This window comes from Liquorilactobacillus hordei DSM 19519 (assembly GCF_019443985.1).
In the GTDB taxonomy this organism is placed as follows: domain Bacteria; phylum Bacillota; class Bacilli; order Lactobacillales; family Lactobacillaceae; genus Liquorilactobacillus; species Liquorilactobacillus hordei.
Genome location: NZ_CP049303.1, coordinates 545,723 through 561,327, shown reverse-complemented (window position 1 = coordinate 561,327; position 15,605 = coordinate 545,723). Strand labels below are relative to the sequence as shown.

11 protein-coding genes and 1 pseudogene are annotated in these 15,605 nt (G+C 35.7%); 2 read left to right on the top strand and 10 right to left on the bottom strand.

What is annotated here, in order from left to right:
* Positions 1–54: 54 nt before the first annotated feature.
* From G6O70_RS03840 to celB, 4 genes are all read right to left on the bottom strand, one after another.
* Positions 55–231 (bottom strand): GNAT family N-acetyltransferase, encoded by a 177-nt coding sequence (locus tag G6O70_RS03840; RefSeq protein ID WP_187327475.1) that lies wholly within the window; start codon positions 229–231, stop codon positions 55–57.
* A gap of 55 nt (positions 232–286) precedes the next feature.
* On the bottom strand, positions 287–607 hold the full coding sequence (locus G6O70_RS03835; protein ID WP_057869456.1) for a PTS lactose/cellobiose transporter subunit IIA: 321 nt from the start codon (positions 605–607) through the stop codon (positions 287–289).
* 15 nt (positions 608–622) lie between these two features.
* Positions 623–2,110, bottom strand: a complete 1,488-nt coding sequence (locus G6O70_RS03830) for a 6-phospho-beta-glucosidase (protein WP_201779039.1) — start codon at positions 2,108–2,110, stop codon at positions 623–625.
* Between the two features lie 169 nt (positions 2,111–2,279).
* Positions 2,280–3,629, bottom strand: coding sequence for a PTS cellobiose transporter subunit IIC (celB, locus tag G6O70_RS03825; protein ID WP_057869458.1), 1,350 nt, complete (start codon positions 3,627–3,629; stop codon positions 2,280–2,282).
* 388 nt (positions 3,630–4,017) lie between these two features.
* On the opposite strand from celB, the gene G6O70_RS03820 reads away from it, so the two are divergent.
* On the top strand, positions 4,018–4,749 hold the full coding sequence (locus G6O70_RS03820) for a MurR/RpiR family transcriptional regulator (RefSeq protein WP_083481908.1): 732 nt from the start codon (positions 4,018–4,020) through the stop codon (positions 4,747–4,749).
* 98 nt (positions 4,750–4,847) lie between these two features.
* Here the strand turns inward: G6O70_RS03820 and G6O70_RS03815 are convergent.
* The 3 genes and pseudogenes from G6O70_RS03815 to G6O70_RS03805 form a co-directional block, all read right to left on the bottom strand.
* Positions 4,848–6,425 (bottom strand): annotated as a pseudogene (locus G6O70_RS03815) (IS1182 family transposase); the annotation flags it as partial.
* A gap of 246 nt (positions 6,426–6,671) precedes the next feature.
* Complete coding sequence (locus G6O70_RS03810; protein ID WP_057870246.1) at positions 6,672–9,092, bottom strand: flavocytochrome c; 2,421 nt, start codon at positions 9,090–9,092, stop codon at positions 6,672–6,674.
* A 24-nt stretch (positions 9,093–9,116) separates the two neighbouring features.
* A complete protein-coding gene (locus tag G6O70_RS03805; RefSeq protein WP_057870245.1) occupies positions 9,117–9,662 on the bottom strand; it encodes an NADPH-dependent FMN reductase in 546 nt (181 codons plus the stop codon).
* Between the two features lie 221 nt (positions 9,663–9,883).
* Between G6O70_RS03805 and G6O70_RS03800 the strand changes: the two genes are divergently transcribed.
* Positions 9,884–10,801: a LysR family transcriptional regulator gene (locus G6O70_RS03800; RefSeq protein WP_057870244.1), complete on the top strand. Its 918-nt coding sequence runs from the start codon at positions 9,884–9,886 to the stop codon at positions 10,799–10,801.
* 178 nt (positions 10,802–10,979) lie between these two features.
* Here the strand turns inward: G6O70_RS03800 and G6O70_RS03795 are convergent, their stop codons facing one another.
* The 3 genes from G6O70_RS03795 to G6O70_RS03785 all read right to left on the bottom strand — a co-directional run bounded on the left by G6O70_RS03795 (position 10,980) and on the right by G6O70_RS03785 (position 15,533).
* The gene (locus tag G6O70_RS03795; RefSeq protein WP_057870243.1) at positions 10,980–12,365 is read right to left on the bottom strand and encodes an amino acid permease; all 1,386 of its coding nucleotides are present in this window, start codon (positions 12,363–12,365) and stop codon (positions 10,980–10,982) included.
* Between the two features lie 244 nt (positions 12,366–12,609).
* Positions 12,610–14,106, bottom strand: coding sequence for an amidase (locus tag G6O70_RS03790; protein WP_057870242.1), 1,497 nt, complete (start codon positions 14,104–14,106; stop codon positions 12,610–12,612).
* A gap of 32 nt (positions 14,107–14,138) precedes the next feature.
* Complete coding sequence (locus G6O70_RS03785; protein WP_057870241.1) at positions 14,139–15,533, bottom strand: MFS transporter; 1,395 nt, start codon at positions 15,531–15,533, stop codon at positions 14,139–14,141.
* Between the last annotated feature and the right edge of the window lie 72 nt (positions 15,534–15,605).

Here is a 15,605-nt window from a genome sequence, read left to right as displayed (position 1 = left end):
GATTGTAATTGACTGGGGATGACAATTGTCATAACTTTTTCTAACAGATAATTATCAGACTGATTTAACCATCAAAACAAACGGATAACTTCCTCCATTTGTTTCTTGTTCATGATAATTCACAACTTCGAAACCAATCTTTTGATACAACTTTTGCGCACGTACATTGAATTTTGCAACATCAAATAAAATCTTTTGGGGATTTTTTACACGCAACACATAGTTCACCATTACTCACCTCAAAAGTGATTATAAACTTCACTTCAAAAATCAACAAGAAACTTATCTATTGTTTTGTAGCAAGCTTTCGATACAAATCAACCAGCTCTCCGGCCAAATCCCTAAAGGTAATTGCATTCATAATATGATCTTGTGCATGAACCATTAACAAATTAACTTCTGCATGATCACCATTGGCCTCAGCAGTTAACATTCCAGTTTGCGCATTGTGTGCTTGAGCCATGAATTCATCTGCACTCTTTAACTTTTCATCTGCTGTCTCAAAATCACCTTCTTTTGCTGCTTTAATAGCTTCAAAGGCCTCACCTTTAGCATTCCCTCCATTTATAATTAATCCCATAATTATCTCTTGTTGTTTTTCATCCATTTAAATCATCTCCAATTATAATTGTGTGCCTTGTGATTCAATCACTTTCTTATACCAATAAAAAGAATCTTTTCGACTTCTTTTTAGTGTTCCTTCAGCTTTATCGTTCTTATCAACGTAAATAAACCCATAGCGTTTGTCCATCTGTCCGCTTCCAGCCGAAACTAGATCAATACATCCCCAAGGTGTGTAACCCATTAACTCAATTCCATCTTTTTCCACAGCTAACTTCATCTGCTCAATGTGTTTCTTTAAATAATCAATGCGGTACTCGTCGTGAATCGAGCCATCTTCTTCGACTTTGTCAATTGCACCTAAACCATTTTCAACAATGAATTGAGGTATGTGATAACGATCATTCATCCAATTCATAGCATAGCGTAAACCTTCTGGATCAATCTGCCATCCCCAATCTGAAGCCGGCAGATACTCATTACGCACCAAATCTTCCATCTCATCATAAGCGAAAACCGTTTCAGCAGCACCATGAGCCGAAACTGTGAATGACATGTAGTAACTAAATCCTAAGTAATCAACTGTGCCTGCTTGAAGTACATCAAGGTCTTCTAACGTACGATCGATTTCTAAATGATGTTCCGCCTGATATCTTAATAACCACTCTGGATACTTTCCAAGTACCTGTAAATCTCCCAGCCAATAACGCCATTGCATAGCGCGCTGAGCTTTTAAAATATCCTTAGGATCAGAAGTCGCTGGATAAAGTGGTACCATCGCAATCATAGCCCCAATCTTAAACTCAGGGTTAATTTTGTGACCTATCTGAACTGCTAAAGCACTTGCAATAGCCTCATAATGAGCAGCTTGGAACATTGTTTCTTCTACATTTTCTCCATCTTTTGGAATAATTCCGGAATTAGTAAAGATTGAAAATCCCCGCTTGTAATCCGTTTGATTATTAATTTCATTGAATGTCATCCAATATTTTACTTTATCTTTATAACGTTCAAAAACAGTGGTTGCAAAATTTACAAAATAGTCAATTAATTTACGATTACGCCACCCACCATATTCTGTGACTAAGTGGTATGGCATCTCAAAATGAGAAAGTGTGATTACAGGTTCAATTCCGTATTTCAGACATTCATCAAATAAGTCATCATAAAATTTTAAACCTTCTTCATTTGGTTCTTTCTCATCACCTTTTGGAAAAATTCTTGTCCAAGCAATTGATGTTCTAAAACATTTAAATCCCATTTCTGTAAAAAGCTTAATATCGGCTTTATACTGGTGGTAAAAATCAATTGCATCGTGATTAGGATAATACTCTCCAGCAACCACTCCTTCTGTAATTTTTCGCTCAACACCATTAGCACCATTAGTCATTACATCAGCAACACTAATTCCTTTATTTCCTTCTCGCCAGCCTCCTTCCAACTGATGTGCAGCTACAGCTCCACCCCATAAGAAATCCTGTGGTAATTTATAAACATTTTCTCTATTCAATCGATATTCCTCCTTACATTTCTTATATATACCCTTCATAACTTTCTTACAATCCATCAAATTTTCTTAATCTCATTTATCTTCAAAATAAAAGGCCCTCTTGAAGAGAGCCTTTTATGGTTCACCAATATACTTCCCATTAACCTTGAAGAACCATAATTTATTTTTGTGGCTCATTAACATCTTTTATTTAAATGAATATTAAATACTAATATTTTTTCTGTTCTTGCTCTTGTTCTTGTTTTAATAAGACACGATCATAATGTCTAATGAATGGATACCATACAACAAATGCGACAGTTGCACAAATAATTGCTAATATCCCGCCTTTCCAGCTTGCTGTTGCCATAAACCCTCCCAATCCAATTGGAGTTGGCCAAGGCTGTTGTGCAATAATCTTGTCTACCAGATGTGTGGTAACTGCAAAGTATCCAACTATTCCAGAAGCTATTGGTGCTAGGACGAACGGAATAAATAATTGGACGTTGTAGACGATTGGTAATCCAAAAAGTATTGGCTCATTAATATTAAAGAACGCAGGTACAATTTCCGCCTTTCCAATTTCTCGTAATTGAATTGACTTTGCTCTAGAAACTAACCAGATTGTCATTCCTAAAGTTGCACCAGAACCACCGATAATAACAAAAGCATTCATTGGATCACCGGCAAAGAAATGATCTGCTCCTAATTTATTAGATGCCATATTAGCTAGAACAATCGGAGTATAAAACGAACTGATAATTGTAGCACCATGGATTCCAAACCACCACAGAAAATGAATCAAGAAAATGATTACCAAGAATCCCCACCATGTATCTGCAATATTACTAATAAATGAGAATGGAATGTAGAGAACTTTGAAAATGTCTGTTCCTACAAAGATAAGCAACATATTGAGTAGGGAAACAACAATTGCAACACAGAATCCTGGAATCAAGGAACTGAAAGAATTAGCCACTCCAGCTGGGACCGCGGCAGGCATCTTGATTGCCCAATTATGCTTTATAGTAAAACGATAAATCTGTACTGTAAGCCAACCAACAACTAAACCTGTAAAAATTCCGACAGCGGCTATTCTGGTAACTCCAGAAGTTGAAACTGCATATCCACCACCAATAATATTGGTTTTACTGAGCGATTGCACAAATTCAACAGAACCGTTTTTCCATACTAACTGTGGTACAGTAATAAACATCGCCATCATGAACATGAACAAACTGCTAAGTGGATTTAAATTAAGATGTTCTTCTTCTTGATAAATCTTGGTATAGCTATAAGTGAAGGTTCCTGCAAAAACGAGTGCTAAGATTCCCATCGTTGAATTATAAATAACTTGGAAAAGGTTCGTAAAATGGCCAACTGTATTAGCATAAAGTTCAGCAAATCCAGGTATCTGAAATGCTTGTGGCAAAATTTGTAAAATTAAAAACACGGCACCAATAATTGAAAAAGCAATAACACTATAACCAGCATCCATAATTGCTCGGACAAAACGTGAACCAGCAAATTTACCAACTTTCTCGGTCATACTTTCTTTAAAAGAATCAGAAATTTTCATTAGATCAACGCCTCTTTTCATGAATTTTTTAATTTTGTGTAATCAGATTTGTGATCTGCACTAATTAATTCTTCGGCTAAACATCGTTCTCTTTCTGATACCAGATATCTGCTGTAAAACAATAAGAAATTCCTTATTTACATTGAAATCACTCCCAACTTATCAACTCTATAAGAATACTCAACACCTTTTTTACATTTTATTACACCTACCTTTACTAACTTTATTTATTAACTCTAGTTTACCTAAAAATATAAGCATTTACTACATATTTTAGAAAGCGGTTACATTATTCAGATAATGTAACATTTTTCTACCTTTGTAATTTTAGAAATGTTATTGTATAATCCAATAAACGTGATCTTTGAAGAAAAGGTTGGATTATACAATGATTGATTTAAAGGGATTTACCCCAACAGAAATTCTAATCTACAATTATTTAATTGATCATCCCGATGAAGCACTTACCTTGAGTATTCGTCAACTGGGCAGTGCCATCCATGTTTCATCCGCTTCGATTATTCGGTGTATTAAAAAAATGGGCTATGATAGCTTTTATGAATTTAAGTTTAATTTGAAGCAGCAACAACTTGCCCTACAAACAAAAAAATTAGAATCCAATTATGATACTGAAGTTATTGACTTAGCAAGCAATTTCTTTAATCGTCCACTTTTACAGCAATACTCAAGTGAACTAACTGCCTTCAAAAAATTGATTTCCAATGCAGAGAACGTTTTATTTTTTGGAATTGGCACATCTGGAATTCTCGCTCAATACGGTGCTCGCCAGTTCTCTAACTTTGGAGTTAATTCGGTCTATAACATTGACCCTTTTTATCCTTTGCCGCAAAAAATTCATAATGACACTAATCAAATAGCTATTATGCTTTCAGTCAGCGGTGAAACTCCTGAAATCGTTAATCGAGCAATCAGTTTAAAAGCTGAAGGTTTTCATGTTATTTCTATTACCAATAACAATTACTCAACGTTAGCCAAAGTTTCTGAACTCAACTTTTCATATAATATCAAGCCTGAAATTATTAAGGAAACCTTAAACATCACTACACAAATACCAGTAATTTTTATTCTAGAGTCGTTAGCGCGAAATGCTAAAGATTAACAAAAAATTTATCATTTTTGCACACCAAAAAAGGGGCTGTGCCATAAGTCCTTCAAAATAGAAGAGATTAGTGAAAATCGTTCTTTGATTTTCACTAATCTCTTCTTTTGGTTTATAAAACAGTTATAATTGGTGCCTTTCGCCACCAATTTTCTAATATTCATTGCCATCAAGGCAATTCCAGCTTCCCTTTTTACCTTCTCAAGACCTCTAACCGAAAATTTTTTAAAACCCAAACAAGCCTTCAATCCACCAAAAACTGATTCAACATCTATTTTACGTTGTCCGTAAATTGAACCAGTTTGGTGATTTGAAAGCAACTTGCGTTCCTTAGCTTTGAAATACTCCCATGCGCTATTAATACTTATTTTACGAGGATTTCCGTTTTTAGTGAATGCTCGGTGATCAATTTTAAAATCGTTATCGTATTTGTTTGCCTGATACTCTTTAAATTCACGTACAAATCCGTACTTATCTTTGCGCTTACGGTAAGCATAAAAACTAAATCTAACTCCCTGCAGATCAATAAAATAATCGTCTTTAGGATGATACGCCCAATTCATGACCTTACGGTCATCACTTTTCCATTTGCGACTATTTTCTTTTAACATTGTCCCATATGGAATTAACGCTGTATGTTCAGGTAATTCATCTTCGAGATATCGATAATTTGATTCTGAACCGTATCCTGCATCAGCCACAATATACTTACCTAAAGTTCCAGCTGCTTTTTGTTGCTGTAAAAAAGGAATTAATGTTTTGGTATCTCCTGGATTTTGAAAAATGCCGAAGGCAGTTACAAATTGTTTACTTGTGGCGATTTGTAGATTATAAGCCGGTTTTAGCTGTCCGTTGAGCATTGGATCTTCCTTAACACGCATGAAAGTTGCATCATGATCTGTTTTTGAATAACTATTTCTTTTACCATAAATTCTGGTTTGTATTTTATGAGCTAATAATTTAGTTTGCCGTAACTTAAGTTTTCGTTTTAAAGATTTTAGTTTTCGACGCCTTGACTTGTCTGGGTTTGGAGAGATATGTTCTTTTTCAATCTTTTTATTCAAATCTTTCAAGTCATTTTCTAACCGCAAGGTAATTTCATCAAGCATTTCTAAAGTAAGATCTGTCTCTGCTGGGAGCTGACACTTAAACTTAGCGTCATTTAATTCTTCCAGAAGGGTTATAATCGCAGAGCGATTAAGCTTGTCAAAACGAATCGTATTCTTACGCCAAACAAAACTATATTTATTGGCATCAGCTAAAATTTTAGTCCCGTCAATAAAAGTAACTTCATCAATAAAATTGTTTTGTTTCAGATATTTGGTTAGTTTTAGAATACATTGATTAATCAAGCTCTCAACTTCATCTGAAATTCTAAAACGACAAATTGTTCGGTAGGCTGGAACCTGTTCTTGTGTCAGCCAACGGGCTGCCAAATTCTCCTCTGCCAAGGTATTAATACGGCGACTACTAAAGATACCTTTTGTGTACGCAAACAAAATTAATTTTAAAAGTACACGCAGATCATACTTACGCGGTCGTCCAAAGATGTAAGGATCATTAATTTTAAGGTCTTCAACTATTTGATTAATCATCCGTGCAGGATGATTTTCTTTTGGCTCCCAGTCAGTTTTAATACTAAGTACAGTCTGATTTATGTTATAATTATTGTACATTTTGATTATCCTTTCTATAGGGGTATTGTTTTTGAAAGTACTGGCTCCAACCAGTGCTTTTTTATTTTTAATTATACCAAAAGAGCTTCACCAGAAAAATCATTACTTTCTCTGGTGAAGCTCTTTCACTTAGGGACTTATGGCACAGCCCCTTTACTTATCACAAATAAACGTGTTTCATAAGTCAAAAATGCTCCGTCTATCTTCTAATTACTCAACTTTTCCCGACTTATGTCGCGTTCTTTTCTACTTATCATCAATGTTTTTCACTGCCATTGTTCCCGCAATTCGACCAAATGTAAAGATATCAGTTAGAGAGTTTCCTCCTAGTCGATTTCCGGCATGAATTCCGCCTGCAACTTCTCCGGCAGCATACAAGTTGTCAATTACGATACCATCTTTGTCCAGCACATGAGTATTACTATCAATTTTCAAACCACCCATTGTATGGTGCATTGCTGGTTTTCGTGGCGTTGCATAAAAAGGAGCAACTTGAACTTTCAAATCAAAGACTTCCTTACCGAATTCTGGATCATGTCCCGCATCTGCATACGAATTATACTTAGCAATTGTATCAACAAGAGTATCTGGATCAACTCCAATTTGCTGTGCTAATTCGACTAATGAATCTGCTCTATATAATGTACCTGCAGCGACTTGTTCATCGATCTTTTGCTGGCTTGTATTGTATGCCGTCTCTTTAATCTTGTCATCCGCAATTAAATAAAACAAGCTTCCGTTGTCAATAGCCGCCTGCGTTAAGACATCTCGGCTCTCGTATTCATCAACAAAGCGTTTGCCTTCTTTATTAACCATTACATAGTTAGCTGGTGGAACCTGCAGCCCAGTAAATAATTCACCTGTTACGGGATCTGAAACAGGCATCATCTGCGTAAAGCCCATTCCAACTAATGCTGCATTAACACTTTCCCCCAGTTTAATCCCATCACCTGTAATTGCTGGTGAATTGGAAGTAGCAATCGCATCGTCAATTTTTGTCCAATAAGTGTTATACTTTTGAATCATTTTTGTATTTGCGCCAAAACCACCAGAAGCCAATACTACACTTTTAGCATGAATGACTACCCGTCGTCCTTCAGAATTACGCCCAATCACGCCTTTGATTGTCCCTTCTTCTATCAACAACTCTTGCACTGGGGTATCTGTCAGAATTTTGCCACCCTGATTATTAATAAAGTTTTGCAAAGCAGAAATATAAGCATATCCTTGATTCTTCAATGGTTTATGCCCTCGACGCCATTTTGCCCCAACAGGCATTGAAACTTCGTTAGGATCAAATTCAACCCCAATATCCTCAAGCCACTTGACTGATTCTAACGCTTTATTAGTTAGTATTTTTACCAATTCGTATTGCCCATGAATTTCAGTACCATTTAAATCAGTCCGTTTTCCACCAAGATACGTCTGAATTCGATGCCACAAAATACTATCAAATAACTTATTATCACCATTTTTTAGATAGTCTTTAATTTGTTCTTTTAGCTTTTCAAAGTCACTTCTGTACTCTTCATCAATTTGATTCTCATCTTGGGACAAGACTTCTTCCAAAGTTGCTGCCTCACCAGGAAGTGCATCAAATTTTCCTTGCCAATCTGGATCTGCCGCATTCATTGGTCCACCAGTACGAATAGTATTTCCACCAATTGAAGGGAACTTCTCTACAACTACCACTTGTCTCTTGGATTTTAAGACACATGCCGCGGCGCTTAGTCCTGCACCGCCTCCACCAACTACGATGACATCAGTCTTTAATTCAAGTGGTTCTTGCTCCACCATTTTTTGAGGTTTTGGTCGTCTTTTCAAAACAGCTGAATCCCCACCTGCTAAATCAATAGCTTCTGCCACCCCATCGATTACACCATGACTTGTAACCGATGCACCTGATACAACATCAATATTCAAGGTTTGTGAACTAACAATCTGTTCTGGAATTCTTTTAAATACAGTATCCGCAATCCCTTTTGTTTCATTCTTTGTATCAATTTCAATCTTCTCTATTCTTTTTTCTGATACAGTAATTGTCATCGGTAACTTACCATTATGACCGATTGCACTAACTTGATACTCTCCTGGTTCAAAATGAACTTCTTCAGAAGCATTTAAGAACTCGGCAGCCTGAATAAAATGCAGAAAGTTTTTAAAACATGACTGTAAGAACTTGACTGTTGATGCATCTTTTAAATTATTTTGTTCATCAAATGCTGCAACAGAACTGCCAAGTAAGAATTCATTGCCAGGCAATACTAACGCATCAACTCCAGGTGCATCTAATATTTGTCGTAAGTGTAACTGCGCACTTGAAGACCCTTGTACTCTAATTGAAGTTCCAATTATCATAACGGGTTTATTATTAAATGGATGCTCTTTGAAAGACATCCACTCAATAAAACTATTCAATGCAGAGGGAATTGAACGATTATGCTCTGAAGTTGAAATAATCACACCATCTGCTTCAGTTATTTTTTGACTGATATCTTGCACCTGTTGACTTGTTCCGATTTCAATTGATTCATTAAATAATGGTAATTGCCGAACATCAATAATTTCGATTTCAGCTAGATCACTAAATTCTTTTTTAACAAAGTTCAATAATAATGCTGTCGCTGAATTATCAACATTTGTTCCACTAATTCCAACTAATTTCATTATAAATTCCTCCTGCAGTCTTTATTATCGATTCTTAGCAACAAATCGCATGAAATCACCAAAATATCTGTCTAATTCTTCTTTTTTTGCAACATCTGCTAATTCGCCTTCATCGGCAAATGCTTGTAATGATCCACCCAACAAGTATTCTCTCCCTGGCATTAATAATCCGCTCAATTCAGGTGCATTCAATATTTGCCGTAAATGTGCCTGTGCCCGCGAAGTTCCCAATACACCATAAGAGGCACCTGTGATCATCGTAGGTTTATCCCTGAGTGGTTGTGTGGTATACGCAAACCATTCCAACAAACTTGTCAATGCAGCCGGAATTGTATGGTCGTACTCAGGAGTACTGATAATCACACCATCCGCATCAATTATTTTTTGTGAAATTTGATTAATTATTTCGGGTGCTAATTTAGAAGTGGGTTTATCAAAAAAAGGTAGATTGGTTAATTCGAAAATTTCAATCGTTGCTTGTGTTGAAAAATGTTTCTTCATGTACTGAAGAAGTTTTCGGTTTGTCGATTCAGCTGCTCCTGTACCAACAATTCCAATTAGATTTATCATATTAAATAGCTCCTTCTATCATGTGATTTTATTCTCAATAATTTTGTTATATTTAATACACGACAATTGCATTCTAAATAAGCATTGTAATTTATACTTATTTATAAGGAAAAAAGTATACTTAAGAACTATAATTAAGTATAATAACGTTAGGATTATTTGTGAAGTTTTTATTTAATTATCAAATAATAACAAATTTGTTATTGAAAGAAGGAATTACCTTGTTTTCAAAAAATCCGTCACTAATGCTGCAATATTTAGATGTTCTCCTAAAACATAGTAATTTTACTAAAGCTGCCAAAGATCTATATATATCGCAGCCTTATCTAACTCAAGTTATTAAACAAATCGAACAAGAATTAGGTGTTCCTATTATCGATCGCCAAAGTCAGCGGCTTAAACTCAGTGAAGCTGGAAAAATATACTATCACTATCTTGAAAAACAAAATACCGCAAATGCCATGTTAACCCAAGAATTATCACAATACACCCACCCTGATAAAACTACAATCAAGTTAGGTGTGCTACAGAGTCTTGGAAGTTTTTTACTTCCGCTCTTTTTACCTAAATACTTACAAGAACATCCTGCTGTTAATCTCATCCTAGTTGAAAACATTCCAACAGTTAGTGAAAAATTGGCTATCAATGGTGAAATCGACTTCTTCATTGGTCAAAACCCTGAAACCATCTCACCTTCACTACGACTAGAAACAGCAAAAACTGAAAGTTATTACGCAATAATTCCTGCCACCTCACCTTTTTTTGAGAAAAAAAAGCAGCAACTTTCGATTGGATCAATTCCAATCAAAGCTCTGCTAAGTTCGCCATTAGTTCTAAGTTCACCTGGATCTGCTATTCGCAATCAAGTTGATTCTCTTTTTAACAAATATAAAATCAAACCACAAATAATTCTTGAGAGTCAAAATATTATAACTGCAGTCGAGTTGGCCACTCATGGACTGGGGCTAACAATTGTTCCCACGAGTATCATTAATAAATTGACTCCCGGAGCATACAATCTCTATCCATTATCAAGTAACCTGATAAGTTTAAACTATTTTATTGCCATGAATCTTACGAAAACCCTTGATTCTTATGAAAATGACCTCGTCGAATCATTTCTAACAATTGGAAAATAACTCTCTCTGTGCTATAGTCTTGCAGCAAAAACAGCTTTAATTCAATAAAATAAAAGCCCACTCAAATATGTAGTATGAAGTGACCCCCAAAAGGTTAGATTCTTTTGAGGGTCACTTCAATATTCAAAGCTGGCTTTTTAGACATTTCATTTGTAACTTCTACAAACTTACAGTCTTCCTAAATTGATTTATTTCTGTGTCGTACACTATATACGATTGTCGCCACAACTAGCACTGCTGAACCAACAATTACTGAAACACGTGTATCTGGATTAATAAACATAAAGAAAACAATCACAACAAGCATTGCTAGCGCAAAATAATTTGAGAAGGGATACAGCGGAAGTTTAAAAGGATGTTCCGACATAAGCTGAGGATTGTTCTTACGAAAACGAAGTTCAGCTAATAGAATCACAAACCATGGTATCATTCCAGGAAGGACCGATGAACTAAACACAATCACAAACATATCAGAGGTTGACTTGCTATATGCACTTGCAATAATGTCGACAACAAAACCAATTAAAATTCCACCAGAAATTCCAAGAATAGCCATATTTGGTACAATTCTTTTAGATAGCCGCCCAAATATCTTAGGTGCATCTCCTTCATGTGCTAATTTGAAAAGCATCCGGCTTGAGGAATAAATTCCTGAATTTGCGCCTGACAATGCTGCAGTTAGTACTACAAAATTAATGATTGAAGCTGCAGCTGTAATCCCTACCTTGGCGAAGGTTGAAACAAAAGGAGAACCTACTGAACTTAGTTGGTTCCATGGATAAATTGTCACAATTACAAAAATTGCGCCTACATAAAAAATCAAGATTCTAAATAAAACAGATTTAACTGATTTAACAATTGCTTTTTGAGGATTTGCTACTTCACCAGCAGAAATTCCTAATAATTCAATTCCTTGATACGAACCAACAATAATTGACATTGAGAAGAAAAAGCCTGTAAAGCCACCGGTAAAGAAGCCACCATGACTCCATAAATTACTAAGTCCAATTGGATGTCCATGATTACCAAAGCCAAAGAAAATTACCATAAATCCCAAAATAATCATCATAATAATTGTAATCACCTTAATCATCGCAAACCAAAATTCTAATGATCCATAGGCTTTGGCACTAGCAAGATTAGCTAATACTAAAAAGACAATAATAATAATTCCTGAGAAAAATGGATTAATATTCGGCCACCAATATTTTAAGTACTCAGTAGCTGCAACAACTTCTGACATCCCGACAACTACGTATTCAAAAACGTTTGCCCACTTAGCAAGGTAACCAGCTAATGGGTGTACATATTCAGTTGCATAGTCCGCAAATGAGCCAGTTCCTGGATTAATGTAAATCATCTCACCTAAAGCACGCATTACTATGTATAAAATCAAGCCTACAAACATATACGCTAATAAGACTGATGGTCCGGTCCACTTAATCGTCGATGTTGCACCCATGAACAACCCAACTCCGATAGCCCCTCCAAGTGAAATCATTTCCATTTGTCCAGCAGTCATGGAGCGTTTTAAATCAGGTGCATCATTTGATTCTTGTTTCATTTTTTTCCCTCCAAAAAGTTGTACCAAGAATATTTACAATGGTACAACCTTTTCACATTATAAAATGAAAACTGAATTAATAAATTTTAATTCTGTCTTTATAACTAATATTTATCCTATTCTAGCTTTCCAACATGAATAATTATAGATAATTTGGACAACAAGCGCAACCTTTCATGGAGATTTAGGTTATAAGTTTTTAATTCTTTTTTCTCAAAACAGCTCATATTATGTTATCTAATTTTCATTTTTTAAAATTTGTAGCGTGTAAAAATTTGAATTTTCCATTTTTTTCAAATAATTTTGCAATTTGTAATAATATTTGCTCTTGCCCCTTCCCAGATTCGAATTGAATACCAAGAGGTAACCCTTTTGCTGTAACATGTGTAGGTAAACTTATCGCTGGATTGCCAGTCAAATTTGCTTGTTGCGTGAATGGAGAACAACTTAGTGCTGGCAACCATTGATCCCAAATCAGTTGTTTTTGTTCTTTGGGACTTAACTCTGTTATATTCTTCATTTTGAGCAAATTTTCATTGCTAACTAATATATCTGTTATTCGAGGTGCCGCAGAAGCCGTCGTTGGGGTTAGAATCACTGGATATTTTTGATGTAATACAGCCATTTGATAAGCCGCATGGTCCCAACTATTCAGAGCCTTACTGTATTCAGCAGCTGAAAGATTCTTGCCTGTTTGATATAATGCCCATGTGAGCGGCTCCATATCATCTAAAGTTAATTTTTGTTTCATAGACTGTTGGATATCATCAAACGTTGCTGCCATTTCTCCTTCATTCATCGTATAGTATGAATGCATTAGTTGAATTCCATCAGTTGGCAGCACCATTTCTTTCGTGTTTATTCCTTGCTCATTTAAAAAAGAAACAGCATTTTCCACTGCTTTTATTGCTTCTGCATCAACAGGTGTTCCAACTGGTGATTTGGTAGTATAACCAATTGTGATATTTCTAATTTTCGCATTAATATTATTCAAAAAACCAGAATTATTTAGTGGTACCTGAAAAACACCTGCTGCTTGAATAACTTGTAACGAGTCAAGCAACGCAGCTGTATCATCAACACTTCTAGTTAAGGCAAAATTAATAGAGGCGCCCTGCCATGAACGCCAATCAATTGGTCCAACTGGAACTCTTCCACGCGTTGGCTTTAGGCCAATCGTTCCAGACCAAGAAGCTGGTATCCTAATTGAGCCGCCGCCATCATTTCCTCCTGTAAGTGGCAACATTCCATCTGCTACAGCTGCACCTGCACCACCAGAAGAACCTCCCGCATAATAATTTAAATTCCATGGATTAGAGGTTTGTCCATTAAGCTTAGAATCAGTAATATTTTTCAAACCAAACTCTGGAAAATTAGTTTGTCCAATGACAATGAACCCTTCATGTTGCAGTGCTTTAACATAATTATTCGTCAATTGAGCTTTGGCATCTTTGAACATCTTATTTCCATAAGTTTCAGACTCATCTTTAAGTGACTGTCCCAATCCTTTAAGTAAAATCGGTACTCCTAAAAATGGTTGTCCCCTGTCTTCTAACTGTTCAGCTTCTGCTAGGGCTTTCATTCTTCTAGTTGAAATTACAGCATTTAGTTGTGCATTATCCCTTTCTATCTTATTTAATGCTATTTCAATTAATTCAAGAGAACTAACTTTTCTTTCTCGAACTAATTTGGCAAGCTCTAATGCCGGCTTTAATAACAATTTTTGTTCATCATTCTCCATCTTAGTCCTCCATTCTTAAAAAAATACCTTAGTTACTTATCTACTTCCACCTTTAAGTTCAAAAGATGATGAAATAAGTAAAAGATAATTATTCCAAACACTACTAATAAAATAAATGCTAATGTGCTACCTGCACTGATATTTTGAGCATGGGTATAGCCTGTTCGATTAACTGAATCCATTATCAATGCTAAAGCCGTTGTCCCAATTGCTCCTGTAACCTGTTGCCCAGTATTATAGAGTGCATTTGCATCACTACGAAATTCCTTGTTAATATGTTCTAGTCCATAAGCGACCGAATTTCCAAATGCCATTGATCGACCAACTGCAAAAACCAAATAAGCGAAGGTAATTCCCCAGACTCCTAATTGTGGCCCACCAATTGTGAGTCCAACAAGCGAAAGTGTGAATAAGATATCACCTATATACAATGGAATTTTGCCATCAAAATGATCAAGCATCCATCCATAGATTGGTTGCCCAAAGCAATTCAAGATACTGCCTGGCAAAAGAATTAGTCCTCCGACCAGTGAAGTCGCTTGAAAGACTTCTTGAACATAATTAGGTAATAAAAAATTAATTCCAACATTTGAAAATTGCAACATAATATATGGCAAAAAACTAAATAAAAAGGCTTTTTCTTTAAAAACTGATAATGAAAATAGAGCTTTACTTGTCGTCTTTGAAAGTTTTACAAAGAAACCAGTTAAAACTATGCTCATACTCAATAAAATAGCAAAAGTGATATAAGAATGCTGACCAAGATCATTTAATCCCATAATTAGACAGACCAAGGCAAGTCCCAGAACCAAAAATCTTGTCCAGTCAAATACATATTTTCCCTTGATTGGTGCATACTGCCTAATCCGTTTAGCACCCATTGCCAATAGGATAAGCGCTAATGGTAAAGTTGCCCAAAATATCACACGCCAACTTGCAAAAGCCACAACCGCCCCACCAAATGTTGGACCCAGAGCCGGAGCAACTAGGATAATCAAATTTGCCAAGCCAATATATGTTCCAAGTTTTATCGGTGATACAACATCAAGAATAATATTGACCATTAATGGTGTACAAATTCCAACACAGCCAGCTTGAATTAAGCGACCAATTAATAACATCCAAAAATTAAACGCACTGCCGCAAATAATATCACCTAAGCTAAAAAGAATAACTGCAATGATAAATAACTGCCGATTCGTAAATCTTCTTTTCATGTATGCTGAGGTTAACATGACTAACGCCGCCATTAATAGGTAGCCTGACGTTACCCATTGGACAGTCCCCAAAGGTTCATTAAATTCACGCATTAAAGCTGGAAATGTAACATTCATTGAGGTTTCCGTCAATACTCCCATGAATGACATTAGTGCAACAATCGCAACAACAAGCATCGGATTTTCTTGTTTTACTGCTGGTACTTGCATCCCAAATCTCCTTCTAGTAATTTATATTGCATTAAATTGAAAATTAAACGCACACAACTTAATACTGCCGTG